This is a genomic window from Frigoribacterium sp. CFBP 13712 (genome assembly GCF_014842255.1).
Classification (GTDB): Bacteria; Actinomycetota; Actinomycetes; order Actinomycetales; family Microbacteriaceae; genus Frigoribacterium.
The window spans coordinates 193,510-220,023 of record NZ_JACYVH010000004.1; the positions used below are offsets into that span (position 1 = coordinate 193,510).

Annotated in this window: 24 protein-coding genes; 9 read left to right on the top strand and 15 right to left on the bottom strand. The window is 71.6% G+C overall.

Going from position 1 to position 26,514, the window contains the following annotated elements:
- Positions 1-3: 3 nt before the first annotated feature.
- Complete coding sequence (locus tag IFT51_RS09265; RefSeq protein ID WP_192060797.1) at positions 4-1,089, bottom strand: alkene reductase; 1,086 nt, start codon at positions 1,087-1,089, stop codon at positions 4-6.
- Between the two features lie 314 nt (positions 1,090-1,403).
- On the opposite strand from IFT51_RS09265, the gene IFT51_RS09270 reads away from it, so the two are divergent.
- Positions 1,404-1,961 (top strand): hypothetical protein, encoded by a 558-nt coding sequence (locus IFT51_RS09270; RefSeq protein WP_192060798.1) that lies wholly within the window; start codon positions 1,404-1,406, stop codon positions 1,959-1,961.
- Between the two features lie 81 nt (positions 1,962-2,042).
- On the opposite strand, the gene recQ is transcribed toward IFT51_RS09270, so the two are convergent.
- From recQ to IFT51_RS09285, 3 genes are all read right to left on the bottom strand, one after another.
- Positions 2,043-4,175 (bottom strand): DNA helicase RecQ, encoded by a 2,133-nt coding sequence (recQ, locus tag IFT51_RS09275; protein ID WP_192060799.1) that lies wholly within the window; start codon positions 4,173-4,175, stop codon positions 2,043-2,045.
- A gap of 9 nt (positions 4,176-4,184) precedes the next feature.
- Complete coding sequence (locus IFT51_RS15585) at positions 4,185-5,150, bottom strand: type II CAAX endopeptidase family protein (RefSeq protein ID WP_192060800.1); 966 nt, start codon at positions 5,148-5,150, stop codon at positions 4,185-4,187.
- A 130-nt stretch (positions 5,151-5,280) separates the two neighbouring features.
- Positions 5,281-7,830: a 5'-nucleotidase C-terminal domain-containing protein gene (locus IFT51_RS09285; RefSeq protein ID WP_192060801.1), complete on the bottom strand. Its 2,550-nt coding sequence runs from the start codon at positions 7,828-7,830 to the stop codon at positions 5,281-5,283.
- A 194-nt stretch (positions 7,831-8,024) separates the two neighbouring features.
- Between IFT51_RS09285 and IFT51_RS09290 the strand changes: the two genes are divergently transcribed.
- The 3 genes from IFT51_RS09290 (at position 8,025) to IFT51_RS09300 (ending at position 10,447) form a co-directional block, all read left to right on the top strand.
- Complete coding sequence (locus IFT51_RS09290) at positions 8,025-8,975, top strand: shikimate dehydrogenase (RefSeq protein WP_192060802.1); 951 nt, start codon at positions 8,025-8,027, stop codon at positions 8,973-8,975.
- A gap of 1 nt (position 8,976) precedes the next feature.
- Positions 8,977-9,750, top strand: a complete 774-nt coding sequence (gene aroD / locus IFT51_RS09295; protein ID WP_192060803.1) for a type I 3-dehydroquinate dehydratase — start codon at positions 8,977-8,979, stop codon at positions 9,748-9,750.
- Positions 9,751-10,186: 436 nt separating this feature from the next.
- Positions 10,187-10,447 carry a DUF6458 family protein gene (locus tag IFT51_RS09300; RefSeq protein ID WP_192060804.1) on the top strand — a complete coding sequence of 87 codons (261 nt, stop codon included), beginning with the start codon at positions 10,187-10,189 and terminating at the stop codon, positions 10,445-10,447.
- A gap of 120 nt (positions 10,448-10,567) precedes the next feature.
- Here IFT51_RS09300 and IFT51_RS09305 read toward each other — a convergent pair whose 3' ends face one another.
- A complete protein-coding gene (locus tag IFT51_RS09305; protein ID WP_192060805.1) occupies positions 10,568-11,536 on the bottom strand; it encodes an aldo/keto reductase in 969 nt (322 codons plus the stop codon).
- A complete protein-coding gene (locus IFT51_RS09310; RefSeq protein WP_192060806.1) occupies positions 11,533-12,471 on the bottom strand; it encodes a helix-turn-helix transcriptional regulator in 939 nt (312 codons plus the stop codon). Before IFT51_RS09310 ends, IFT51_RS09305 begins: the two co-directional genes overlap by 4 nt.
- Positions 12,472-12,691: 220 nt before the next feature.
- On the opposite strand from IFT51_RS09310, the gene IFT51_RS09315 reads away from it, so the two are divergent.
- The 4 genes from IFT51_RS09315 to IFT51_RS09330 are packed head-to-tail and all read left to right on the top strand — an operon-like array spanning position 12,692 to position 14,485.
- Entirely contained in the window at positions 12,692-13,267 is a 576-nt protein-coding gene (locus tag IFT51_RS09315) for an RNA polymerase sigma factor (protein WP_192060807.1), read from the top strand.
- A gap of 13 nt (positions 13,268-13,280) precedes the next feature.
- On the top strand, positions 13,281-13,697 hold the full coding sequence (locus IFT51_RS09320; RefSeq protein ID WP_192060808.1) for a hypothetical protein: 417 nt from the start codon (positions 13,281-13,283) through the stop codon (positions 13,695-13,697).
- 52 nt (positions 13,698-13,749) lie between these two features.
- Positions 13,750-13,944, top strand: a complete 195-nt coding sequence (locus IFT51_RS09325) for a PadR family transcriptional regulator (RefSeq protein ID WP_197981967.1) — start codon at positions 13,750-13,752, stop codon at positions 13,942-13,944.
- Entirely contained in the window at positions 13,937-14,485 is a 549-nt protein-coding gene (locus tag IFT51_RS09330) for a hypothetical protein (protein ID WP_192060809.1), read from the top strand. Before IFT51_RS09325 ends, IFT51_RS09330 begins: the two co-directional genes overlap by 8 nt.
- A gap of 139 nt (positions 14,486-14,624) precedes the next feature.
- Here the strand turns inward: IFT51_RS09330 and IFT51_RS09335 are convergent, their stop codons facing one another.
- The 5 genes from IFT51_RS09335 to nhaA form a co-directional block, all read right to left on the bottom strand.
- Entirely contained in the window at positions 14,625-15,434 is an 810-nt protein-coding gene (locus tag IFT51_RS09335) for a CPBP family intramembrane glutamic endopeptidase (RefSeq protein WP_244637111.1), read from the bottom strand.
- 71 nt (positions 15,435-15,505) lie between these two features.
- Positions 15,506-16,195: a DUF4232 domain-containing protein gene (locus IFT51_RS09340; protein WP_192060811.1), complete on the bottom strand. Its 690-nt coding sequence runs from the start codon at positions 16,193-16,195 to the stop codon at positions 15,506-15,508.
- A gap of 97 nt (positions 16,196-16,292) precedes the next feature.
- The gene (locus IFT51_RS09345) at positions 16,293-17,522 is read right to left on the bottom strand and encodes a DUF2254 domain-containing protein (protein ID WP_192060812.1); all 1,230 of its coding nucleotides are present in this window, start codon (positions 17,520-17,522) and stop codon (positions 16,293-16,295) included.
- A gap of 146 nt (positions 17,523-17,668) precedes the next feature.
- A complete protein-coding gene (locus IFT51_RS09350; RefSeq protein ID WP_192060813.1) occupies positions 17,669-19,534 on the bottom strand; it encodes a BCCT family transporter in 1,866 nt (621 codons plus the stop codon).
- A gap of 64 nt (positions 19,535-19,598) precedes the next feature.
- Entirely contained in the window at positions 19,599-20,897 is a 1,299-nt protein-coding gene (nhaA, locus tag IFT51_RS09355) for a Na+/H+ antiporter NhaA (protein WP_192060814.1), read from the bottom strand.
- Between the two features lie 206 nt (positions 20,898-21,103).
- Between nhaA and IFT51_RS09360 the strand changes: the two genes are divergently transcribed.
- Positions 21,104-21,373 (top strand): hypothetical protein, encoded by a 270-nt coding sequence (locus IFT51_RS09360; RefSeq protein WP_192060815.1) that lies wholly within the window; start codon positions 21,104-21,106, stop codon positions 21,371-21,373.
- 81 nt (positions 21,374-21,454) lie between these two features.
- Here the strand turns inward: IFT51_RS09360 and IFT51_RS09365 are convergent, their stop codons facing one another.
- The 4 genes from IFT51_RS09365 to IFT51_RS09380 form a co-directional block, all read right to left on the bottom strand.
- Positions 21,455-21,667, bottom strand: coding sequence for a hypothetical protein (locus tag IFT51_RS09365; protein ID WP_192060816.1), 213 nt, complete (start codon positions 21,665-21,667; stop codon positions 21,455-21,457).
- On the bottom strand, positions 21,664-21,987 hold the full coding sequence (locus IFT51_RS09370; RefSeq protein WP_192060817.1) for an ATP-dependent DNA ligase: 324 nt from the start codon (positions 21,985-21,987) through the stop codon (positions 21,664-21,666). Before IFT51_RS09370 ends, IFT51_RS09365 begins: the two co-directional genes overlap by 4 nt.
- 222 nt (positions 21,988-22,209) lie before the next feature.
- The gene (locus IFT51_RS09375) at positions 22,210-25,296 is read right to left on the bottom strand and encodes an AAA family ATPase (RefSeq protein WP_192060818.1); all 3,087 of its coding nucleotides are present in this window, start codon (positions 25,294-25,296) and stop codon (positions 22,210-22,212) included.
- Complete coding sequence (locus tag IFT51_RS09380) at positions 25,293-26,480, bottom strand: exonuclease subunit SbcD (RefSeq protein ID WP_192060819.1); 1,188 nt, start codon at positions 26,478-26,480, stop codon at positions 25,293-25,295. The genes IFT51_RS09375 and IFT51_RS09380 overlap by 4 nt, the downstream gene beginning before the upstream one ends.
- Between the last annotated feature and the right edge of the window lie 34 nt (positions 26,481-26,514).

Sequence of the window (26,514 nt, forward strand, 5' to 3'; positions counted from 1 at the left end):
CGACTAGCTCGAGACGCTCGCGAGCGTCGGGTAGTCGGTGTACCCCTCGGCGCCCGGGCCGTAGAACGTGCTCGGGTCGGGCTCGTTCAGCTCGGTGCCGCGCTCCCAGCGGGCGACGAGGTCGGGGTTCGCGATCGCGAGGCGACCCACTGCGATGGCGTCGGCGAAGCCGCTCTCGACCAGGTCGCGGGCCTCGGCCAGGTCGGTGACGGTGCCGAATCCGCTGTTCAGGATGACGTTGCCGTCGAAACGGCGACGGAGTCGCTGCACGAGCTCGCCGCGCGGGTCGGCGTGCAGGATGCTCAGGTACGACAGGCCGAGCGGTGCGAGACCGTCGACGAGGGCGTCGTACGTGGCGGTGACGTCGTCGACGTCGGTCTCCACGACGTCCTGGATGTTGTGCATCGGCGAGATGCGGATGCCCACACGACCGGCGCCGATGGCGTCGGCGACGGCGACCGCGGTGTCGATGCTGAGCCGCGCGCGGTTCTCCGGGGTGCCGCCGAACTCGTCGGTGCGCACGTTCGAGACGGGCGACAGGAACTCGTGCAGCAGGTAGCCGTTGGCGCTGTGCAGCTCGACGCCGTCGAGGCCGGCCTCGAGGACGGCGCGCTTCGAGGCGGTGACGATGTCTGCGATCACCTGGTGCACCTCCTCGGTGGTGAGGGCGTGGGGCACGGGGTAGTCGCGCTTGCCGTCGGGGGTGCGGACGACGCCGTCGATGGCGACCGCGCTCGGGCCCACGATGCGCTCGGTGCCGGTGACCTCGGTGTGCGTGACGCGACCGCCGTGCATCACCTGCATGACGATCGTGCCGCCCTTCGCGTGCACGGCGTCGGCGACGCGCTTCCAGCCGGCGACCTGCTCGTCGGTGACGATGCCGGGCTGCCCCGGGTACGCCTTGCCCTCCTGCGTCGGCCAGGTGCCCTCCGTCACGATGAGACCCATCGTGGCGCGCTGCGAGTAGTGCTCGACCGGCAGGTCGCCGGGGACGTCGCCCTCGCTGGCGCGGACGCGGGTCAGCGGCGCCATGGTGACGCGGTTCGAGAGCACGAGGTCGCCGAACGTGGCGGAGGAGAACAGGCTCACAGTGAGTCCTTTCATAGACGGATGTCGACGTGCGCCGGAGCGCACCCCGAGCGGAACCACCGAGGAGGCGCGGGCATTCCGCCGAGGACGGCCCGGTCTCCGAGTCCGCAGCAGCTTCACAGGCAGGGGTTGCGGGCGGGGCTCGCGAGCGGAGCGGCGGGCGGGGCGCGGTGGCGGCCACCCGGTCGACCGCCGGGGTGGCCGCGACGGGTGATGCGCGCGTGCACCGGGCGGTATCGGGGCGAGACCGGTCGTGTCCCCGTTATGGAGGATTGCCGAGGTGCGGGGCGACTCCTATGCTCGGCTCCGTGGGGATGACGACGAAGCGACGGGCAGCGCAGGGGATGCGACTGCGGAGAGATGCGTCCGGATCCGTCGAGGCGGACGCTCTCGTGCTCGATGCGACGGACGCCGATGCGGACGCGGACGCGGGCGCGCTCGCGGAGCCGGCCGACGCGGTCGTCCCCCTGCCCGCGGGTCTCGCACGGCGGACGATCTACCTGCTCTCGCCGGTCGTCCACGGCTTGTTCGGGGTGCTCGCGTTCGCCGGCGCCCTGTCGGTGACGCCGGACGCCCTCGGCCCCGTGGCGGGCATGGTCGCGCGGATGCTCTACGTGTCGTCGGCGCTGCTGTCGTTCTTCCTGACCACGATGATCGTGGCGGTGCGCGTCGATGTGCGACGGGGCGGGGTCCGACCGCCGCTGAGCGTTCCGCTCGTGTACGCGTTGAGCCCGGTGACCGGCGGCCTGATGCTCGCCGCCGCATACGTCTCGCAGCTGAACGGCGGTCCGTTCGCGGGCGGCTGGGGGGCGATGCTGCTGACGACTCTGTCGCTCGTGCTGCTGACCCAGCGGTCGCGCACGCGCCCCTAGCCGCCCCGACGCCGCGCACGAGCGGCCAGCCGCGCCGACGCCGGCCGGCTCGGCGCGCCGGAGGCCCCGCGCGACGACGGTTCAGCGCCAGTCGTCGGGCGGGACGCTCTCGTCGTAGGGGTCGAAGGGCGGCTCGTCGTACGGCGGCGCATCGTCGTGGGGCGGCTCGTCGCGAGGCGGGCGCGCCGGCGCGGGCCGAGCGCGAGCGGGCTCGGCCCGACTGGCGCGCGCCGGAGTAGGCGCGGTGCGAGTCGGCTCGGCCCGGGGCGCCTCGGCGCGGCTCGACCCGGCCGAGGTCGCCGAAGCCGCCGCCTCAGCCGCGTCTTCGGGGGACGTGCCGCCGACGACGTCGAGCACCTGCTGGCCGTAGGTGTCGAGCTTCTTCTGGCCGACGCCGCTGATGGTCGCGAGCTGGTCGAAGGAGGTCGGACGGGTGGACGCGATGCCGCGGAGGGTCGCATCGCCGAAGACCACGTACGCGGGCACACCCTGAGCCTTCGCGATGCCGGCCCGCCATTGGCGCAGGGTCTCGAAGAGGGGCTGATCGGCGGCGTCGAGATCGGCCGCACCGGCGCCCGCTCGCGAACCCCGCGCACCCGATGCCGACCCCGGACGCGATCGAGCCGCACGGGGTGCCCGCTCGGGCTCCTTGCGGAGCCGCACCGGCCTGCCCCCCGAGAGCACCTCGCCCGCCGCATCGGTGATCAGCAGCGTGCCGTAGCCGTCGGGCGACACGGCGAGGATGCCCTGGGCGAGCAGCTGCCGGACGACGCCCCGCCATTCGATCTCGGTGAGCTCGGAGCCGATGCCGAACGTCGCGAGCTGCTCGTGCCGGTTCTGCGTGATGCGCGGGGTCGTCTTGCCGAGCAGGATGTCGATGATCTGACCGGCGCCGAACTGCTGGTCGCGCTCGCGCTTGAGGCGCACGACCGTCGAGAGCAGCTTCTGCGCGGCGACGGTGCCGTCGATCGCCTGGGGCGGCGTCAGACAGGTGTCGCAGTTGTGGCACGGGGTGCTCGTCTGGCCGAAGTAGCCGAGCAGCTGCACGCGCCGGCACTCGACGGTCTCGCAGAGCGCGAGCATGGCGTCGAGGTGGGCGCTGAGCTTGCGCCGGTGGTCGGCGTCGCCCTCCGACTGGTCGATCATGCGGCGCTGCTGCATGACGTCCTGCAGCCCGTAGGCGAGCCAGGCGGTCGACGGCAGGCCGTCGCGACCCGCTCGCCCCGTCTCTTGGTAGTAGCCCTCGACCGACTTCGGCAGATCGAGGTGGGCCACGAAGCGCACGTCGGGCTTGTCGATGCCCATGCCGAACGCGATCGTCGCGACCATGACGATGCCGTCTTCGCGGAGGAACCTCGACTGGTTGCGGGCCCGCACGCCCGCGTCGAGACCCGCGTGGTACGGCAGCGCGGCGATGCCCTGCTTGACCAGGAACTCGGCCGTGCCCTCGACCGACTTGCGCGACAGGCAGTAGACGATGCCGGCGTCGCCGTCGTGCTCAGCGCGGATGAACCGCAGCAGCTGCTGCTGAGGGCCGTCTTTCGACTCGATGCGGTACTGGATGTTGGGCCGGTCGAAGTCGGCGACGAAGTGCGCGGCGGCGTCGAGCTCGAGCCGGGCCGAGATCTCGCGGTGCGTCGTCTCGGTGGCCGTCGCCGTCAGGGCGATGCGCGGCACGTCGGGCCAGCGCTGGTGCAGCACCGAGAGCTCGAGGTAGTCGGGGCGGAAGTCGTGGCCCCATTGCGCGACGCAGTGCGCCTCGTCGATGGCGAAGAGCGACAGTCGCGCGCGGTCGAGGAGGTCTTTGGTCGAATCGAGCCGCAGTCGCTCGGGTGCCAGGTAGAGCATGTCGAGCTCGCCGGCGACGAAGGCCCGCTCGACCTCGCGCCGCGTGTCGGGGTCTTGGGTCGAGTTCAGGAACTCGGCACGCACGCCGACCGCCTCGAGGGCGTCGACCTGATCTTGCATCAGTGCGATCAGCGGCGAGACGACGATGCCCGTGCCCTCTCGCACGAGAGCGGGCACCTGGTAGCAGAGCGACTTGCCGCCACCGGTCGGCATCAGCACGAGAGCGTCGCCGCCGCCGACCACCTGCTCGATGATCGCCGCCTGCTGCCCCCGGAAGTCGTCGTAGCCGAAGACCCGCTGCAGCACGTCGAGGGGTGCGGCGGAGGCCGGTCGGGCGACGGCGGAGGTGGTGGGAGCGTTGGTCACCAGGCGAGTCTAAGAGGCGCGACCGACAGGCTCGTCGGCCCCGTGCCTCCTGGTGGGAACCACCCCGACGAGACCGTCTGGGGAGGACCGATCGAGCCCCGCCGCGTCGAACGCCCGCACGACGAGCCACACGTACAGCGGCGTCGTGACGACGGTGACCGCGAGGCCCAGCGGGCTGCCGTCGCTCGACGGGGTGCCCGCGAACGGCGCCAGCAGCACGAACAGCACGACGTTGTTGAGCACATGGGCGACGATGGCGGCCTCGAGCCCGCCCGTCCGCCAGGTGAGCCAGGCCGCGGCCACCCCGAAGACGGCGACGTCGGCGAGCCCCCACGGGTTGTACGCGTGCGCGGCGGCGAACGCGATGGTCGGCAGCACGATCGCGACCGCGGGCCAGGCGATCCACGAGCCGAGGGCCTGCATCGCGAACCCGCGGAACGCGTACTCTTCGGCCGTCGCCTGCAGCGGCACCAGCAGCACGATGACCACCAGCGACCAGACGAGCGCCTCAGGCGGGGTCGTCACGGGCCCGAGACCGATCGACGCGCCGGTCAGCAGAGGCACGGCGAACGAGCTCAGCAGCACCGTCAGCCCCATGAACACGGCGGCCGGCACGAGACAGCGGGCCAACCAGCCCCAGCGCAGGCGCCCCGCGACGCTCGAGAGGCGCCCCGGCCCGCCGAGCCCCGCCGCGCGGGTCGCGAGCAGCACCGACGGCAGCATCATGACGATCGACCCGAGCGTCAGCAGCATGACGAGGGGCTCGGAGGCGTCGAGCGGATCGGCCTGCAGCGCCCGGTACACGCGACCCACCGCGTCGGCCCCGGCCACGACCCGCAGCACGGCCGTCGCGGCGAGCAAGAAGGCGTTCGAGAGGACGAGATAGAAGACGACCGCGAGCACGGCGGCCAGCACGGGCCGGTACCAGCGGTACGTCGGCAGTGCGCGGAACATGCGGTGGTAGGCGACGGTCACGACTAGAGGGTAAGGGGCGCCCCCGACAGTCCCCCGCGCGACCCGGCGGCCCGCCGTCCGGACGCCGAGACGGCCCGCGTCGACGCCCGCGAGGGACGCACGACACGGGCCGTCGGGCCGGTGACTGCTGCTAGAACAGGACGATCACGACCGCGAGCCCACCGGCCGAGCCCTCGAGCGCCACGTCGCCGCTGTACTCGCTGGTCAGCAGGTGGATGCCGCGGCCGAGCTTGCCGACCTGGACGGTCGCCTTGCCATCGGGGCCGACGGTGGCGGTGCCGACCGTGCGGCCGTTGTCGCGCACGGCGACGGTGCCGGTCGGGGTGACCGCGCCGGTGACCGTGGCCGTGTAGCTCACCGGCGAACGCGAGGTGGTCAGGAGGGCCGAGGCGCCGCCGCGGACCCGCGACGACAGCTTGTCGACCGTGACCGCCGACGAGCTCGCCGAGGCCTCGGTGCTGCCCTCGGCGGTCGCGGTGACCGTGACCGCGATCGAGCGGCCGGCGTCGGCCGCGACGAGGCGGTACCGGTCGCCGGTGGCGCCGGCGATGGGCGCGCCGTCGCGGGTCCACTGGTAGGCGCGGGTGACGCCGTCGACGCTCCACGCGCCTCCGTCGGTGCGGAGCGTGCGGCCGACCACCGCGTCGCCCGTGATGCGGGGCGCCATGACCGACTCGATCGGGACGGCAGGAGGCGCGGCGATCTCCAGCGGGACGGTCGCGGTCGTGCTCGTGCCCTCGACCGAGATCGTCAGCTGGCGGGTGCCCGCCTCGAGCCCCTCGGGCACGGTCACCTCGAGCGTGGCGCGGCCCTGCTCGTCGGTGCCGGTCACCACGGTGCCGTCGATGGGGGCCGACCCGACCCGCGTGCCGTCGAACGCCGCCGTGACGGTGCCCGTGGTGGGGCCGCCGTTGCTGAACAGCAGCGACGAGAGACCGAGCGACACGGTGTCGCCGGGGGCGAATCCGCCCTCGGGCGCGGCGGGGACGGCGACGCCGACGGAGCGCTGCGCGAGGTCGGGCGAGACGACGGGGTTCGCCGCGAAGTAGTCGACCTGGCTCTGCAGGTCGACCTTGCCGCTGTCGGCCTTCGCCGAGGCGCCGTTCAGGGCGGTGAAGTTGTCGCCGCCCGAGGCGAGGAACGAGTTGACGGTCACCTTGTAGCTAGCGGTCTCGTCGAGCGGCTGACCCTGGAACAGGATCTGACCGATGCGCGAGCCGGCGGCGGCCGTCGGGTCGTACGTGTAGCTGAGGCCCTTCGAGACGCCGAGCTTGAGGAACGGCCGCGACGAGCCCGCGGGCTGCCACTGCTGCTCGAGCGTGCGACGGATCTGCGCACCGGTCAGCGTCGAGACGACGAGGGTGTTGGCGAAGGGCTGGACGGCGGCGGCCTCCTGGAAGGTCACGCGGCCGTCGGGGTCGATCGTCGCGTCGCCGCTCGAGGCGTACTTGAGGTCGGCGCGGAGACCGCCCGGGTTCATGAACGCGATCTGCGCGCCGTTCTCGACGGTCGCGGCGAGCTGGGCGTCGGCGACGAGGTTGCCGAGGGTGGACTCGCCGCCGCGGTTCTCGCTGCCGTCGAGCTGCTTGGCCCGGAGGACGTCGGCCGTGATCGTGCCGACCGGCTTGCGACCCTCGACGGCGGCCACGGCGACCGCGTCGGAGACGATCTTCGCCACGGCCGGGTCGGGTGCCGCCGACTGGTACAGGGGCACCAGCGCGCCGGTGACCGACGCCTCGTCGGTGGCGGCGTCGTAGGTGACGGTGAGGTGGCTGAGGTTCGCGCCGTAGCTGCCGGTCTGGACGATCGGACGGGGCTTCGTGCCGCCCGTCGGCACGATGTTCTCGAAGTCGTAGGTCGCGTGCGTGTGCGCCGAGAGGATGGCGTCCACCTCGGGCGAGACGTTCTTCGCGATGTCCGCGAAGTCGGAGTCGCCGGTCGCGTCGGCCTCGACGGCGGTCGCGTTGCCCTCGTGCACGAGCAGCACGAGCACGTCGGCCTCGCCGTTGTCGGCGTCGTCGACGCCGTCGGTGAGCTCGGCGGCGGCCAGGTTGACCGAGTCGACGATGTCGCCGAACTCGAGCCCCTCGATGCCGGCCGGGCTGACCAGCTCGGGCATCAGCTCGGTGATGGCGCCGATGAACCCGACCTTCACGCCGCCGACCTCCTCGACGTAGTAGGGGTCGTACACGGGCTCGCCGGTCGCGCTGTCGAGGATGTTCGCGCTGACGTACGGGAAGTCGCTGCGCGGCACGACGCGGTCGTCGAAGTCGGCGCGACCCTTGTCGAACTCGTGGTTGCCCGGGGTGCTGACGTCGAGCCCCATCGAGTTGAGGGCGTCGAGGGTCGGCTCGTCGTCTTGGATGAACGACGTGAACGTCGAGGCCCCGATGTTGTCGCCCGACGAGACGAAGAGCGTGTTCGGGTTCGCGGCACGGAACTCGTTGACCTTGCCCGCCATGACCGCTGCGCCCGCGGTCGGGCTCGCCTCCTGAGCGAGACGCCCGTGGAAGTCGTTGATGCCGAGGATGTCGATCGTGGTCGTGGCCGCCTGGGCCGGGACGGCGACGAGCGTGCCGAGACCGAGCGCCGCGACGGTGACGCCGACGAGAGCGACTCCGCGGACGCGACGACCGCCTCCCTGGCTTCGGTTCTCTGAGGACGGGGGGCTTGTGCGCATGGGCGTCTGTGCTCCTGGTACGTGGCGGTCGGGGCCGACGACTCCCCTGAACGAGGGTCGACATCGAGAGCCTAGGTTTCGGCTGGGAATCGGGCAAGGATCCGCCGAGGAACGTCACGTGTTGTTCACGCAGGGGCGTCTGGGGAGGGATCGCTAGGCTGAGGCGTCCGCCGATCGAGCCCGGAGGTGCCCGCGTGACCACACCCCGCACCCGCCTCGCCGTGCTCGGTTCGCCCATCGCCCACTCGCTCTCGCCCGTGCTGCACCGGGCCGCCTACGACGCCCTCGGTCTGCCCTACGAGTACGACCGCGTCGAGGTCGCCTCGGGGGCGCTCGGCGGCTTCGTCGCCTCCCTCGATCGGAGCTGGCGCGGCCTCAGTCTCACCATGCCGCTGAAGCGCGAGGTGCTGCCGCTGCTCGACACCGTCTCGCCGCTCGCCCGCCGGCTGGGCGTCGCGAACACGGTCGTCCTCGACGCCGACGGGCGACGGCATGGTCACAACACCGACGTCGACGGCATCGTCCGCTCGGTCGCCCTGCGGCACGACGCCCGGCCGACCTCCGCGGTCGTGCTCGGCGGGGGCGCCACGGCCGCCTCGGCGCTGTCCGCCGCCTGGCGCCTCGGGGTGCGCTCGGTCGCCGTGCTCGTCCGCGACCCCCGTCGCGCCGGCGAGCTCGCGCCGCTCGCGTCCGATCTCGGGGTCGACCTCGAGATCCACCCGCTGACGGCGCTCGCCGGTCTCGGCCCTCTCGACTTCGTCATCAGCACCCTCCCGGGAGGCGCGGCGGACGACCTCCCGCTCGCACCGGTCGACGGGGCCTCCCTGCTGTTCGACGTCGCCTACGAGCCGTGGCCGACCCGCGCCTCCTCCCGCTGGTCCGACGCCGGGGGGCTCGTGCTGAACGGGCTCGACATGCTCGTCGAGCAGGCGATCTCGCAGGTCGCTCTCTTCGCCGACGGCGGCGAAGGCGAGGCGCGGGCCGGGCACGACGGCGGGGGCGCCACGACCGCGGTCGACGAACCGCGCGAGGCGGCGCGAGTGCGTGAGGCGATGCGTCGGGCGGTGGGCTCCCTCTCGGGGTCGACCCGCGCCTCCTCGGCATCCTCGGAATCCGTCCCGACCTCCGACGACGGAAGGCGCTGACATGATCCCGACCCCTCGCCCCGTGACCCTGCGGTCGATCGTGCTCGGCGACGGCCGACCCGCCGTCTGCGTGCCGCTCACCGGTCGCACCGAGGAGGCGCTGGTCGCCACAGCCGCCGCACTCCCCCGCGAGGCGTACGACGTCGTCGAGCTGCGCGTCGACTGGCTCACCGCGGTCGACGACATCGCTCAGGCCATGTCGGCGCTCGTCGCCGTCCGGGCGACCCTGCCCGACGACGTGCCGGTGATCGCGACCTTCCGCACGAAGCAGGAGGGCGGCGAGCGCGACATCACCCCCGACGACTACGGCCTGCTGCTCGGCGCCCTGATCGGGACGGGCGCGGCGGACGCCGTCGACGTCGAGATGTTCACGCAGCCCGACGTGCTCGAGTCCGTCGTCGACGCCGCGCGCTCGGCAGGGGTGCCGGTCATCATGTCGTCGCACGACTTCGCCGCGACGCCCACGCGCGACGAGATCGTCTCGCGACTGCTTCTGCAGCAGGAGCTCGGCGCCGACGTCGTGAAGCTCGCCGCCATGCCACGGTCGGCGGACGACGTGCTGACGCTGCTCGCGGCGACCCTCGAGTTCAGGGCGGGGGCGGGGCTGGTGCCGGCCGTGACCATGTCGATGGGGCCGCTCGGCGCGGTGTCGCGCGTGGCGGGCGAGGCCTTCGGCTCGTGCCTGACCTTCGGCACGGTGGGCGAGTCGAGCGCGCCGGGGCAGCTGGACGCCGCCGGGCTGCGCGCGACGCTCGAGCTGCTGCACCGCGGGTAGCGGCGGGGCACGGGCACTGCGCCAGGATGCGGACACGACGCCAGGTTTTTTGCTGGCGTCAAATCCATCTTCTGGCGTCGTGGGTGAGCGGCCGTCGGGTGCGGGCCTCCGAGGGAGCCGACCGCGGCCCCACCACCGGGAAACGAGCGACGGTCGTCGCTCAACGAGGGCCGTCGGGTCGGGCTCGCCTCGGAGTGAGACGACAGTAGCGCGAGGGAGGGCACCCGGTCGAGCCGCCGGGCGGGGCGGCACCGGGCGGCGAACGGGGCGACAGGGGCCCGCAGGCGGGGCGACACCGGCCGGCGGGCGGGCACCCCCAGTCGGGGGCGAGCGGAACACGGCGGCCGTCTCGTGCGTAGCGTGGGCGTCAGACAGCATCCGGTCGATCGGGACGAGCCCGTTCGGCACTCGCAGGATGCGTGACGAAGGAGAACCCATGAGCATCGGCGGCGGAATCGCCTTGATCGTGATCGGCGCGATCCTCGCGTTCGCACTCGACCTGCAGGTGGCCGGTATCGACATCCAGCTGGTCGGCTACATCCTGATCGCCGCGGGGGTCGTCATCACCCTCCTCGGCATCGTGTTCCTGACTCGCCGACGCCAGGTCACCTCGACCTCGCGCTCGGCGGTCGACCCCGTGACCGGTGAGCGCGTCACGCGTCGCTCCACCGAGGACGGCGGCGGCCCGGTCGTCTGACCGGCACCCGCCCACACCCCCGACGGCCCCGTGCCCTGCCCGACAGGCAGGGTGCGGGGCCGTCCGGCCGTCGGTCGTCGTGACCGTCGGCCGTCGGGACTCGCGTCCGTCACCGACCGGTCACCACCAGAAGGGCGCCTGCGGCACGTAGCGCTCCTCGAAGCGGCGGACGTCGTCGTCGCTGAGCTCGACCTCGAGCGCGGCGACCGCGTCGGCGAGGTGGTGCGGCTTGGTCGCCCCGACGATCGGGGCCGAGACCACGGGGTTGCGGAGCACCCAGGCGACCGCGATCTGCGCCATCGGCACCTCGTGCTCGGCCGCGACCTGCTCGACGGCATCGATGATCGGGCCGTCGGCGTCGGTGTCGAACGCCTTGGCGACCTCGTCGACGGCCGAGCGACCGGTGGTCACGTCGCGGGGGCGCGTGAGCCGCCCCTTGCCCTGCGGCGAATACGGCACGAGCCCGACGCCGAGGTCGGCGCAGAGCGGGATCATCTCGCGCTCCTCCTCCCGCTTGAGGAGGTTGTACTGATCCTGCATCGACGCGAAGGGCGTCCACCCGTTCACGGCGGCCGCGGTCTGCATCTTGGCGAACTGCCACGCGTACATGCTCGACGCGCCCGTGTAGCGGACCTTCCCGGCCCGGACGAGGTCGTGGAGCGCCTCCATCGTCTCCTCGACCGGGGTCTCGTCGTCGTAGCGGTGCACCTGGTAGAGGTCGATGTGGTCGGTGCCGAGCCGGGTGAGCGACGCGTCGACCTGCTCGAGGATGGCCTTGCGCGAGAGCCCGGACCCACCGGGCCCGTCGTGCATCCGGCCGCTGACCTTCGTCGCGAGCACGATGTCCTCGCGGCGCGAGTACTCGCGGATGGCGCGGCCGACGTACTCCTCGCCTGTGCCCTGCTGGTACACGTTGGCGGTGTCCCAGAAGGTGACGCCGAGCTCGACGGCCTGGCGGAAGAGGGGCGCGGAGGCCTCCTCGTCGAGGGTCCAGGTGTGCAGGCCCCGCGTCGGATCGCCGTAGCTCATGCAGCCGAGGCCGATGCGGCTGATCCGCAGGCCCGTCGTCCCGAGTCGTCCGTACCTCATCGTGAGCTGTCCTCTCGTCGTGCGTCGTCTCGCGAGCGATGCGCGTCGATGGGGCCTGCTGGTTCTCGGGCCTGCGGATCGACCGGGCCGGCGCCCCAGCTGGCGAGGAGAAGGAGGCGCTCCTCGGTCGGCGTACCCGGCTCGGCGCTGTAGATGAGGAAGTTCAGCCCCGGCTCGCCCATCGGCTCCATGGCCGCGTAGACGAGGTCAAGATCGCCGACGACGGGATGCCGGAACGATTTGCTCCCCGAGGCGTGATGCCGCACCTCGTGCGCGCCCCACCGGGTGCGGAACTCGTCGCTGCGGGTCGACAGCTCGCCGACGAGGTCGTGCAGGGCCCTGTCATGAGGGTCGCGGCCGGCCTCGGTACGGAGGATCGCGACGTTGATGTCGGCGGCGATCGACCACGACGGGTAGAAGGCCTCGGCCAGCTCGCGGTGCAGGAACACGAAGCGGGCGAGGTTGACGGGCCGGTCGGAGAGGGCGTAGAGGTCGGAGTAGAGCGCCCGGAAGAGAGCGTTCTCGCCGAGCACGTCCATCCGTCCGTTCCGGACGAACGCGGGCCCCGAGGCCACGGAGTCGAGGGCCAGCTGCAGGGCGCGCGAGACGCCGGCGGGGCGCGCACGCGACCTCGACCGAGCCCGGACGGGCGACTCGTTCGCGGCGCGTGCGAGGTCGGCCAGGTGCGATCGCTCGGCCTCGTCGAGCAGCAGCGCGCCGCCGATCGCCTCGAGCACCGCCTCGGACGCTCCCCCGAGGTCGCCGCGTTCGAGGCGCGAGTAGTACTCGACGCTGACGCCGGCGAGCATGGCCACCTCGGCCCGCCGCAGACCGGGCACGCGCCGCCCCGGACCACCGGGCAGCTCGACCTGCGCAGGGGTCACGCGGGCCCGCCTCGTGGTCAGGAAGTCGCGTACCTCGCTCCTGTTGTCCATGGGATCGACCGTACGACACGGAGAGCGCGCTCAGGGGTGTTCCGCTGGAGCACCCCTGATCCGGGATCTCCTGCCGGCGCGGACGGCGAGCACTTCAGTATCGTGCGCATCGAGCGTGATGGACAAGCGGGCCGCCCGAAGCGGAGGAGAACCGTTCTGCCTGGTCACAGAACTGCCCCACCCGGCACTTCACTACTGAGAGCGGAAGTGAGGACGACCGATGAGACGACGATCGACACCGGGCGAGACCGAGAACGATCTGGTGGCTCGTGCGCGCGGCGGGGACATCGATGCGTTCGAGGCGCTGACCCGTCTGCACGTCAGGAGCGTGCTCCGATACGCAGCCTCGGTGGTGACCGATCGCGGCAGTGTCGAGGACGTCGCCCAGGAGGTCCTGCTCGTGGCGTGGCGCCGTCGAGCGGATCTCGACCCGGAACGTTCTCTGCTGCCGTGGCTGCTCGTGACGACGCGCCACATCGCAGTCGCGACCAACCGTCGGGCCGTCCGACAGGAGGCCGGCGATCTCGACACGGTGGACCACCTCCACCAATGGGAACGCGGTCGAGACCGACGCGCGGCAGCGGAGGAGCTCGCATATCTGCAGGAGGCCCTCGACGGTCTCCCACCGGACGACCGCGAGCTCGTCCGTCTCTGCTTCATCGAAGGACTCTCCTACGACGAAGCCTCGGCCGCGCTCGGCCTGACGCCACCGGCGACACGCAAACGCATCCAGCGCATCCGCGGCCGGCTGCGCTCCTTCCGCACAGCCACCACCGGCACGCAGTACGAGAACTGAGAGCAGGGCGAACATGACGAACACGAACTGGTCCGACACCGACCTCGATGCCGCCGCAGGTCGGATCGAGCACGCCCTCTCACGGAAGCTACGAGGTCGGAGGCGACTCCACCGCGGGGCGATGGCCGCGGGCGTCGCGGTGCTCGGGGTGACGGGAGTCGCGGCCGCATCGGCGCTGCTCCCTCCGCAGACCAAAGGCGAAGTCGACGGGGCCGCACCGTACATCTCGGCCGTGTCGTCGTGCCTCGACACCGCAGGTTGGAACGTGTGGCTGGCCCCGTCCGACGGTCTCGACCCCACCGCGGACAGCATCCACTTCTCCGTGAACGGCTACCAGCAGCTCCGCTTCGCAGACGACATCGACCGATGCCGCGCCGACGTCGCTCGGGCGAACAGCGTCGACGTGATGGACGTCATCGGACTCCGATAGCCCCGCGGAGCCCTGGTCCGACCGCATCGGCAGCCGATGGCTCATCGGCACGCTGTACCCCCTCCTCGGCCGCCTCCGGACGCAGGGCCTCGTCACGGCGTTCGATCAGCCGTCGGCGACGGGACCAGTCCGGAAGTACTACCGCCTCACTCCGCTGGGGCGCAGTCAGCTGACTGCGTTCCGCCTCCAGTGGGGCTCCTTCACCGCCTCGGTGCATCGACTCATCGGAGAGGACACTCATGACTGACACCAGGCCCGAGATCACCACGGCCTACCTGGCGCAGCTCGACACCGAACTCGCTCAGCTCCCCCCGCAACTGCACCACGACATCCTCGCGGGGATCAGGGAGGAGCTCGAGGGTCTCGACACCGTGGCCGCCGCCGCTCGCATCCATCAGCTCGGCGACCCTGCGTTCATCGCCGCCGAGGCCCGCAGCGAGGTCCAGGTCGACGCCCCGGGCGTCGCTGCGGATCCGCCGGTTCCCGGCCGGACCTTCTCGATCGTCGCAGTCGTCGTCCTCATCGCCGGCTCGCTGCTCGTGCCCGTCGTGGGCGCTCTGGCGGGGCTCGTCTTCGTCAGCCAGTCCAGAGCCTGGACCCGCCGAGAGAAGACCGCAGCCTGGCTCGCACCCGTGGGCGTCGCCCTCCTCGCGCTGGCGGCCGTGGCGCTGATGGCCTCGGCCGACCTCGGCGGCGCCCACGTCGTCGTCCTGGTCGGCTACCTCGTCTTCCCCCTCGAGGGCATCGCGCTGGCCGTTCGAGCCCGGTCGCGAGGCTGGCGCCCCTGACCCTGCGGGCGGTACCTGACCACGCGGCGATCGGCTCCCGAAGGACTCCGCCCTGCGGATCGATCACGAGGAGGACGGAAACCGATTCCAGGGCGCGATCGCGTGATGCCCCGGAGGACCAGTCGATCGAGGTGGAGAGCTAGGCGACCTGCTGCTCGTGACGTGCCGCGCGGCGCTCCGTCACGAGGAAGACGACGAGCAGCACGACGCCGACGAGGACGACGACGATGTTGCCGAGCTGAGCCAAGGACCCGAGGCCGCCCTGCAGGGGGTACGTGGCCTGCATGAAGATGCTCGGGTCCGTGCTCGCGTGAAGCAGGATCGGAGCGATGATCGTTCCGGTCACCCGCAAGGCGAGGTACATGCAGAGGCCGAAGAAGAACGTGTAGAGCATCTGCAGCATCGTGGGGATCAGCGCTTGACCGGTGAAGAGGTTGGTCGCATGCAACAGCGAGAACAACGCCGCCGAGACGAGCCCGACGGCGACCTCCGAACGGCCGGCCGAACGCATGATGCGGACCACGTATCCACGAGTCAGCAATTCTTCGGAGAAGCCGATGACCAGTCCTGCCAGGAGCCAGGCGGCGACCCAGTCGAAGCCCGCGGCTTCGTAGTCGATGCTCGCGAAGCGCAGCACGTTGAAGAGCAGCACGACGGCGACGGCGATCCACATCCAGCCTCGACCTGGAGCTCCCCGGCGTGCGAAGAGACCTCTCAGCCAGCCCAGGCTGGCACCGAAGCCGATCAGGATGAGACTGCCGATCAGGACCGGGACGACGATGAGCACGAGGACGTAGCTGGCGGAGCCGGCGTCGCCGATGAACGGCACGAACGGTGCCATCAGGAGCGATGCGGGTTCGTAGATGGCGAGGTAGCCGACGGCGAGGATCAGCGCCTTCCACCACCGGCCCTGTTCCCAGAACCGCGTCCACCCTGATCGTGCAGCCATGTCTCTCATGATGATCCCCTCGTTCGGGGTTCAGTCAACCATCAGCTTCGAGGCAGACTCAAGTCTGGCGCTCACGGGCCGGGTTGGATCGCCCCCACCGAGAGCTGCTGGACGCTGGAGGACGTGCAGGCGGTGAAGAGATCTCCGCCGGCTCCGATGTACAGAGACGCCGTCGACCCGGGCGGGTAGACCCGGAACCCCTCGCTCTGCTGCGGCTGGCACTCGGCGGCATCGTAGTTCGCGGCCTGCACCATGGTCAGGATCGCCTGGGCGTACCCACCGGGAGCGATCTGCACGGTCGGGTGCTCCGACGCCCGATCCAGAGTCGCCGAGGCCCCGAGCTGGGTGCCGTCACCGCCTCCGACGAACGACACACCCGGCCAGCCCTGCAACTCGCAGGTGCGGTCGCCGGTGTTCGTGAGGATCAGAGCGACACCGTAGCTGCCCGCAGCTCCGCCACCTCCGTCGTCGATCGCGCCCTGCAGCTCGTCGACGGTGCACCGGTCCGCGGCGGCCCCGATCGTCCCGTCGCCGAGATCGCCCCCTCCCCCGGACTCACCGTCCGGGCCGGGTGTCGACGTCGCCGGTGGCGCGGGAGCTGCGGAAGGCGTCGGCGTGGACGTCGGCGTCGGCGTCACCGTCGCGGTCACGGTCTCCGTGCCGGGAGACGGTTCCGAGGCGTCGGGCGTGCAGCCGGCCAGCATGACGACCAGCGCTGCAGCGGACACGGTCACGGTGAGGGGCTTGGAACGAAAACGCATGCACTCCACACTGGCACGCCGCGGGGGGAACATGCTCAGGGGCGGCTGTCACGATGCGTCCGACGGTCTTCAGTCGGCTGCCCACCCGGGTCGCCGCTCAGACCCGGTCGAGCCTGGTTCTGATGCCGCCGAGATGCACGGCCCGGGGCCCTGACGCGACGTCGCCGAGGCGGGCCAGGAGGCGACGGGCCGCGTCGAGGACGATGGGGTGCTCGACCCCGTAGGTGAGGACACCGTCGAAGACCGTGTCGACGAGCTGTTCCGGCTCCGGCCAATGCGGCAGGACACGGGCGACGGCATCCTCGTCGAGGTAGGCGGTGATGGCCTGCCGCCCGGCCCACAGGGGCACGAGGGCCGTCGCCGACAGGTCGAGTGCGCTGACAGCCGTGTACGGATCGTTGGTCCCGCTCGCGAGACCGCGGACGCCGATCTCGACGAGTTGCTGGAGCGCGAAGCCGACGTCCTGGAACGGCGTCCGTGCCGCACCGAGGGTGACCATCCTGCGGAGCCGGTCGATATCGGCCTCCGGCACAGGACGACCGTGCGCTCCGTCACGCGGGGCCATGCGGAGCAGGCAGTCGCCCTCGATGAGATGGTCTCCCGGCATGGCCGTCATATCGACGACCTGATCGTGGTCGTGGGCCCACGACACGAGCCGCTCCCATCCGACGGATTGGACGTACCCGTCGCTCTGCGACTCGACGATGGACCACGCCACGCCACCGTCGGGCTGTGGCTGCACGCTCACCCCGTCGCTGTCACCGTCGAACCGATACGCGTGGCTCACGGCGGTCTCGAGGTCCTCCTGCACCTGCTTCTGCAGCGAGGTGATCTGCACGCTCGACGCGATGTGGTGGATGAAGAACACGAGCACGGCGACATCGACGACCCCGAGGGCGACGGCGACGTGTATGGCGATGACGGGGACGAAGGCCGTGCCGTCGTCGATGGCCGTGTGGACGGAGCGGAGGACGACGATCGAGTAGAGGAAGGTGGAGGTGAAAACCGCCAGGACGCACTGGTTCGCCCGGTCGGCCATGAAGTTGCGGACCAGGCGTGGACCGTACGTCGAGGACGTCGTCGCCAGGACCGAGATGGTGATGGAGAACGACGTCCCCGCCACGGTGAGCATCGCCGTCCCGACCGTCGTCAGGATGGCTCGGCCCCCACTGGCGCTGAGAGCGTCGAGGATCGGGATCGAGGCGCCCCGATCGACGATCTCCTGGTCGACGACGACGAGCAGCTGTGCGACGACGATCGCGAAGACCCCGAGGACGGCGGGGAAGAACCAGAACGACTCACGGAGCCGGAGCGTGACGGTGCGCATGAGCGACTGCTTCCTGTCAGGTCTCCGAGGCTGGAGAAGACACCCCGAAGCGTAGTCAGCAGAGCGCATCGACGCCGCGTGGGCCGGGAACGACCGACGGGCGCCGTCTCCCGAGAGACGACGCCCGTCGGGCCGACACGGACGGGTCAGCGCCCTGTCGAGTCGTCCTGGTCCGTCGTGCCGGGTGCGCCCTCGTCGAGGCGGCCGTCGATGGCCGGGTCGGGCGACACGACGTCGACCCGCAACGGCGGATCGGCGACGACCGCGGAGGCCGACGCCTCCGGGCCCGAGACGGAGCCCGCACGGGTGCCCCGGACACGGCGCTTGACAGCCTCCCAGGGTCGGGCCAGACCCTTGCTGCTCGCCTGGGTGGGCGCGTCGACCTCGAGGCCGTAGTAGGCGCCCACGTGCTCGAGGAGGACGTCGCGTTCGGCCTTGTCGTACGCGCGGCGTTCGCGGTTGAAGGCGATGATCGTCGACCAGCACGTCAGCAGCAGCACGATGCTGAACGGCAACGCCGTCGTGATCGCCGCGGTCTTCAGGGCGTCGAGCCCACCCGTCAGGAGGAGCGCGACAGCCAGCAGCGCGGCGACCAGAGCGAAGAACACGCGCAGCCAGTTCTTCGGCTCGATGTCGCCGCCGGACGCGATCATCGCCATGACGAGCGAGCCGGAGTCCGACGACGTGACGAAGAACACCCCGATGAGCAGGATCGCACCGAAGGTCAGGACCGTCCCGGCGGGCAGGCCGCCGAGCAGGGCGAACAGCGACCCCTCGACATCGACCGAGCCGTCGGCGCCGACGAGGCCGCCGGCGCCGTCGGTCTGCTGGTGGATCGCGGCGCCGCCGAGGACGGCGAACCAGAGGAACGTCAGCGCCGTCGGGACGAGCAGCACGCCGAACACGAACTGGCGGACCGTGCGGCCCTTGGAGATGCGGGCGATGAAGATGCCGACGAACGGCGCCCACGACATCCACCAACCCCAGTAGAAGGTGGTCCAGGCGCCCTGCCACTCCTCGCCGGCGGCACCCTGCTGGGCGGTCACGTTGAACGACAGACCGACGACGTTCTGCAGGTAGGCGCCGATCGACTGCACGAAGTCGCGCAGCAGGAACTGGGTCGGACCGACGATCAGGACGAACAGCAGAAGGGCTGCGGCGAGGATCAGGTTGAAGTTCGAGAGGATCTTCATGCCCTTGGTGACGCCGGTGACGAGCGACACGATGGTGACCGCGGTGATGACGGCGATGATCGAGATCTGGCTCACGATGCTGCTCTCGGCGATGCCGGCAGCCTCCAGGCCGGCGCCGATCTGGATGACGCCGAGGCCGAGCGAGGTCGCGACACCGAACAGGGTGCCGACGAGGGCGATGACGTCGATCAGGTTGCCCCAGCCGCCGCGGACGCGGTTGCCGAGGAGGGGCTCGAGTGCCCACCGGATGGAGACCGGCCGGCCCCTGCGGTGGATCGCGTAGGCGAGGGCGAGGCCGAGGACGACGTAGATGGCCCAGGCGTGCAGCCCCCAGTGCAGGAACGTCTGGGTCAGGGCCTGCTGTGCGAGCTGGTCCTCGGTGCCCGTGACACCGGGGCGGGGAGAGGCGAAGTGGCTGAGGGGCTCGGAGACGCCGTAGAAGACGAGGCCGATGCCCATCCCCGCGGCGAAGAGGAGCGCGAACCACGACCCGGTGGAGAACTCGGGTTCGTCTTTGTCCTTGCCGAGCTTGATGCCGCCGAACCGGCTGAAGCCGATGAACAGGCTGAAGCCGACGAAGAACGCCGCGATCAGGACGTAGTACCAGCTGAAGTTCTTGACGATGCCGCTCTGCAGACCGAGGAACAGCGCCTCGGCCGATGCGGGCGCGATCAGAGTGAAGGCGACGAAGCCGAGCACGACGACGGCCGCAGGCCAGAAGACCCCGCGGCGCAGCTGCGGAGTCGTCGAGACGGTCTCCGTGAGGGACGCGGGATGGTCGGCGGTGGGCCCCGAAGAGGGAGGTGTTGTCGTAGCCATGTGTCCATGGTGCCGGTTCAGCGAGGCCGAGGCCGAATACGGAGGTGATCCCGGCCTCGGGAGGTCAGGCGTCCTGATGCTTGTAGCGCCGGTTGCGCGGCCTCAGAACGGCCGTCGCAAGGCCCGCGGCGACGACCGACGCGATGAGGATGGCGACTTTGGCGTCGTCGTCGTGAGCGCTGCCGAGCCCGTAGCTCAGCTCCGCGACGAGCAGTGACACGGTGAACCCGATGCCGCCGAGGAGGGCGACGCCGGTGAGGTCGATCCAGGTGATCGTCCGGTCGAGTTCGGCCCGGGTGATGCGGGTCGTGATCCACGTCGTGGCGAGGATGCCGATGGGTTTGCCGAGGACGAGAGCGGCGATGATGCCGATCGTGACCGGACTGGACAGCGCCGTCCTCAGTCCGTCGAGGCCGCCGAAGGCGACGCCGGCGGAGAAGAACGCGAAGACGGGGACGGCGAAGCCGGTGGAGATGGGCCGGAAGCGGTGCTCGAAGACCTCGGAGAGCCCGGGGCCGGTGCCCGGTCCGCCGCTGGCCTGGCTGCGGATGACGGGGACGGCGAAGCCGAGGAGGACCCCGGCGACGGTGGCGTGGACGCCTGAGGCGTGGATGAGACCCCACACCGAGACGGCCACCGGCAGCAGGATGAACCAGTTCGCTGCGGGATGCAGGCCGAAGAACCGGCGGAACCTCTGCGTCAGGAACACGTACGCGGCGAGCGGGACGATCGCGAGCACCAGGGGGAGGACCTCGATGGCGCTGGTGTAGACGAAGGCGATGATCCCGATGGCGATGAGGTCGTCCACGACCGCGAGGGTCAGGAGGAAGATCCGCAGCGCAGCAGGAAGTCTCGAGCCGACGATCGCGAGGACCGCGACGGCGAAGGCGATGTCGGTCGCCGTGGGGATCGCCCACCCGCGCACCGCCTCCGGGTCGGCGGCGTTGATGGCGGTGAAGATCAGGGCGGGGACGATGACTCCGCCGAACGCGGCGGCCACCGGCACGATGGCCTTGCTGATCCTCCGGAGCTCCCCGGCGACGAACTCCCGCTTGAGCTCCAGGCCGACGAGGAAGAAGAAGATCGCCAGCAGCCCGTCGGCGGCCCACTCCCCCACGCTCAGGTGCAGACCCAGAGCCGCGGGGCCGAACTCGAAGTCGCGAAGCGCGAAGTACGCGCCGGACAGCGGCGAATTCGCCCACACGACGGCGACGACCGCCGCGATGACCAGGACGATGCCGCCCACGGTCTCCTTGCGGAGGATCTCCCCGAGGCGGGTGGACTCCAAGGAGGTGTCCTCGGCGAACAGTCCAGGGGCAGCTGCAGCGGGTGGGCGGGGAGGGGGCAGGTCGTCGTGTGGCATCGCCCCTTGTCTTATCAGACATCGGCAGACCGACACCCCATCAGGCAGGGATCCCCGGGAGGCGGCCGTCACGACCGTGGATGATTCCACCACCATCTGGCGCCAAGCAACGGAGCGGACACTGTCAGTGGCTGTCCAGATGACTCACGTTCACCCGGACCCCGGTGGATCGAGGAACCTCGAACCAGGCAGTCATTGAGGGCGCCATGAGAATCACCAGATTGCGCATCGACGGCCAGTTCTTCCACCTCGACGAAGATCAGGACACCGCGACCCTGAAGCGGGAGATCATCGCCGCCGCCTCCGCAGGGCCCCGGTTCATCGATTTCACCGCGATCGGCCACGGCGAGGTATCCGTCCTCATGACACCCCAGATGGGTGCTCGGTTCGAGGTCCTCGAGCGCAGCCAGGAGGAGATCGATGAGTGGAACCACAACCCACCCGTCGTGGACTACGACCCGCTGGTCCACGACTGAGGCGCGAGCGCAGCCCCCTGCACCGAGGGATGCCCCGGTCGCAGCGGAGCGGACACCTCGGAGTCCAGGTCGACGGTGGCGCTACTCGGCGTCGTCGATCTCAGCCAGGGCCACAGGGGTCCCCGAGGTGATGAGCAGGTCCGTCGCGAGGACGGACCCCGAACCGTAGTTGACCGTCAGCCAGAGCGTCTCCCCGTCGCGGAGCGCGGACATGATCTGCGCTTGGACCGCGTCGAGGGTGGTGTCCGGGATCGTGTAGGCGAAGCCGCCGTAGTGGACGTCGACGCGCTTCATGGTGCACCCGTCTCGGTGCCGTTGGCGGTGTCCTCGTCGATGATGTGCAAGCCCGTGTGGGTGTTCGCGGTCAGTTCCAGGGCACGGATCCAGCGCGGGTTGATCTGGGGCACACGACTTCCGTAGAACTTGAACACCAGAGGGATCGTGGGGTGCAGCCAGATCGAGGTGCGCCCGTCGCCGATCTGCTGGTCGTCCTTCCAGGAGAAGTAGAACGGTTCCCCGCGGCGGAGCTTGACGCCGATGACGACCTGCAGGTGAGCCAAGGTCCGGTCATCGAAGTCGACCGTCAGCGACTGGTCGTAGATGAGCTTTCCCACGGCACCTTCTTCGTTCGGCTAACACGCAGCCCGTCATCCGGGTGCTGGCTTTCGAATCCCCTGCGTCCCAGACGGGAGAGTCATCAATACGTTAGCGCCCCATCCGCGTCATCCGAGGCGGGCGCTCTGGCGCTCCGCCACTCGCCCGCTCGCAGAGCACGGATGCGTCCGCCGACACCGGATCTCACGGCACACGACGGAGCGACCGCGGCGGGCGGGCCGTCAGCCCCCGACGGTCGAGCGGAGGGTCGACGACCCGTCGGGCAGGCGACGCACCTCGATGCGGTCGGCGATCCGCTGCTTGAGCTCGTCGACGTGGCTGACGATGCCGACGACCCGACCTGCGGCCGAGAGCCGGCCCAGCTCGGTCATCACGGCGTCGAGTGTGGTGGGGTCGAGCGATCCGAAGCCCTCGTCGACGAAGAGGGTGCCCAGCTGCAGCCCGCCGGCCTCGGCCTGCACGACGTCGGCGAGTCCGAGAGCGAGGCTGAGCGACGCGTAGAACGTCTCGCCGCCCGAGAAGCTGCCGGGGTCGCGGGTCGTGTCGGTCGCGTGGTCGCGGATCGCCAGCGACAGCCCGGTCTTGCGCGACCTCGACGTCGCCTCGCGCTCGTCGGACGACTCGAGCTGGTACCGACCGCTCGACATGACCGACAGCCGCGCGTTGGCCGCCGCGACGACGTCGTCGAACCGCCGCAGCAGCACGTACGTGCCGAGCGTCACGCCCTTCACGTTGACCGCCGAGGAGGCGCTGGCCAGGTCGGCCATCCGCACGATCGCCCGGGCACGCTCCGCCGCGTCGTCCCCGACGGCTGCGGCCTGCCGCAGTGCGACGAGGGCTGCAGACGACCGCTCGGCCCGGTCGCGCGCCCGAGCGGTCTCGGCGGCGATCGACGTCGCCGCGGCCTCGGTCTCCGCCGCACGCTCGGTCGCCAGGGCGACCCGCTGCTCGACCGCGGCCTCGGCCCCGACACGTGCATCGTCGCCCGGACCTACGCCCGATGCGTCGTCGAGCCCCGCGATCTCCGGCTCGGCGAGCCCGGCGGCGACGACGGCGAGCTCGCGATCGTGCGCCGCGATCACCGCGTCGAGCCGGCCGACCTCCGCACGATCCAGGACCGCTGCGGAGACGGCCTCGACGTCGGCGAAGCCCGCGTCGGCGAGCGACTCGTCGAGGTCGGCGCGTCGCCTCGCGACCTCGTCGACGGCGATCACCTCGGCGTCGAGAGCCTCGACGAGGCGCGCCACGGCGCCGTGCCGGCGCCCGATGACCGCGACGAGCTCCGCCACGCTGTCGGCCCGCCCCCCGAGGTGCCGTCCGACGGCGGCGGTGTCGTCGTCGAGTCGTCGCTGGTCGGCCGCCGCCTGCGCGACGGCCGTGGCGGTGCCGACCCGCGCCTCCTCGAGCTCGGTGCGTCGGCGCTCGGTCTCGGCGTCGTGGGCGTCGAGCGCGAGCGCGGCCGCGTCGCGATCGCCCGCCACGCGGCGCGCGGCCTCGACCCGGGCCAGCGCCGCGTCGAGCTCCGCCTCGACCTCGGCACGGGTGACGCCGCCCAGTTCGGTCGCCCGCTCGTCTCGCCGGGCGACGGCGACCGAACGACGTGCGGCGGCGGCAGCGAGGGCCGACTCGCAGCGCACGCGCTCGTCGGTCGCCCGGTCGACGGCGTCGTCGTCGGGGTGGTCGGCGGTGGTCACGGCCGGAGCCGGGTGGTGCTCGGATCCGCAGACCGGGCAGGGCTCGCCGACGAGGAGGTCGCCCGCGAGCTCGCCCGCCATCCCGGCGATCTTGCGGCGGCGCAGGTCGTTCTCGACCCCGGCGGCGTCGAGAGCCACCCGGGCCGCCTCGTGCAGATCGGCGGTCGCGCGGTCGAGCTCGTCCTCGAAGCGGTCGAGCCCGTCGATGAGGTCACGTCGCCTGCGCCCCTCCGCCACCGCGGCCTCGGCGGGCCCCACGGCGACGACGGCCTCGGTCAACGCACCGAGCGCCGCCTCGAGCTCTCGGCGGACCGCGGGCAGCTCGGCCTGGGCCCGCTCGAGCTCGTCGACGCGCGCCACCTCGGCCGCGACCTGCGCCTCGAGCACGTCGAGAGCGGCCCGGCGGTCGACGAGGGTCGCTTCGAGCCGGGCGCTCTCGGCGGACGACCCGGCCTCCGCCGTCAGGGCGTCGCGTCGAGCCGCCGCCGAGTCGCGGTCGGTCGTCTCGGTCAGATCGGCGTCGAGGTCGCCGGACTCGCGCGCCATACCGACCTGCGCGACGGCGGTCGAGAGCCGCTCGTCGGCCCGGCGGAGCCCCTCGACCGCGACGGTCACCGAGGAGGCGCGGCGCGCGTCGTCGACCCGGCCCCGTGCCTCCTGCACATCGGCTTCGACCTCGCGGGCCGCCGCCTCGCGACGGAGCAGCGCCGCGCGTCGCTCGAGCGCCCGCTGCAGACGCCGTTGCTCGTCGAGGTGAGACCGGGCCGCGTCGCGATCGCCGACCGCCGCGGCCCGCCGACCCTCGAGCTCGATGGCGGTCGCGGCCAGCCCGGCGACCAGACCGCCCAACCCGTCGCGCCCCTCCGGCCCATCTGAGCCCTGCTGCCCGCCCGGCACCCCGAAGTCCGCCGCGGCTGCGGCGAAGGCCTCGTCGTCGACCCCCGTCGCCTCGCGCAGCCGCCCGAGCGCGAGCTCGACCTCGCGCTCGGCGGCGGCTATCGAGGCGCGCGCGGCGACCCGTCGCTCGACGAGCTGGGCCGTCGTCTTCTCGTAGATCTCGGTGCCGAACAGCGACTGCAGCACCTCTTTGCGCTTCTCGCCGGTCGAGCGCAGAAAAGCCGCGAACTCGCCCTGCGGCAGCACGACGGTCTGCACGAACTGCTGCCGGGTGAGCCCCAGGATGCGCGCGATCTCGGCCCCGGTCTCTTGCGCGCTGGTCGACACGACGGTGCCCTCGACCGCATCGGGCGAGGTCAGCAGCACGAGGGTCACGGTCTGGTTCTGCGGGGTCGTACCCGTGCCACGGGCCTTCGGTCGACGGTAGGCCGGGGTCCGTCTGACCCGGTGGATGCCCGCCGCGGTCTCGAAGACGACCTCGACGAACGGCTCGACCGTGGGGGCGGCGTGATGGCTGCGCAACCGGTCGGGGCTGGAGGTCGAACCGGCCAGACCGCCGTAGAGGGCGAAGACGAGCGCGTCGATGATCGTCGACTTGCCCGACCCGGTCGGCCCCTCGAGCAGGAACACGCCCGAGGCCCCGAGCGCCGCGAAGTCGATGCTGTGCTCGCCCGCGTACGGCCCGATGGCGCGCAGCGTGAGTCGATGGAGGATCACTCGCCGCCCTCCGTCGCCCTGGCCGCCTCGTACGCGGATCGGACGATCTCGAGCTCCAGTTCGTCGGCCCGGGCGCCCGAGGCGAAGGCGACGAAGTCGGCGGCGACCTCGACCGGGTCGGTCTCGACCGTCACCGCTCTCAGGGCGGGCGCGTCGACGGCGCCCACCGGCACGTGGTGGATCGCGAGGGCGTTGGGGAACCTCTCGCGGACGCGCGCGTAGAGACGGTCGGGGTGCACCGGATCGGTGGCCGTGATGCGCGACCAGGCCTCGCTGTGCTGGTCGTACCGCCCGTCGAGCAGACGATCGATCGTGTCGGCGAACTCGACGAGGGGCCGCGGCACGGGGGTGGGCACGGTCTCGATCGTGGCACCGCCGTCGGCCGCCAGGGTGACGAGCGTCGACGACTTGACGTGCCCCCGCTCACCGAACGAGAACGCCAGCGGCGACCCCGAGTAGCGGACGACCGGTCGGGCGTCGACCGCCCCGACGCGCTGAGCCCCGTGCAGGTGCCCGAGCGCGACGTAGTCGACGCCGTCGAAGACCCCCGCGGGCACGGAGTCGACCCCGCCGACACGGATGTCTCTCTCGCTCTCGCTCGCCGCGCCTCCTGATACGAAGGCGTGGGCGATCACGACCGACCGCGTGCCTGGCCGCCCGGCGAGATCGGCGCGCACCCGTCGCATGGCGGCGGCGACGACCGCCTCGTGCGACCGGGCGAGCGGGCCGTCGTCGCCAGCACCGGCACCAGCGCCGGCACCGTCGGCGAGCGCGTGGCGCACGGTGTCGGGGTCGAGGTACGGCACCCCGTAGAACGCGACCGGCCCGTCGGCGTCGTCGACGACCACCGGTGTCGCCAGCTCGTCGACCCGGGCGCGCAGGTGCAGCCCGGGCCGCATCAGCTCGGCCGCGAAGCCCAGCCTGACCGCCGAGTCGTGATTGCCGGGCGTCAGCACGACGGTCGCCAGCTCGCTGAGCCGCTGCAGGGCCGAGCCGAGGAGGCGCACGCTGGGTACCGCGGGCACCGCCCGGTCGTACACGTCGCCCGCCACGACGACGACCCGGACGCCGCGATCGCGGACGAGCTCGACGAGGTGGTCGACGAACGCGGACTGGTGCTCGTGCAGATCGACGCCGTGCAGCGTGCGACCGAGATGCCAGTCGCTCGTGTGCAGGATCAGCACGGGTCTCCTTCTCAGCGGTGCCGGTGGGTCGTCG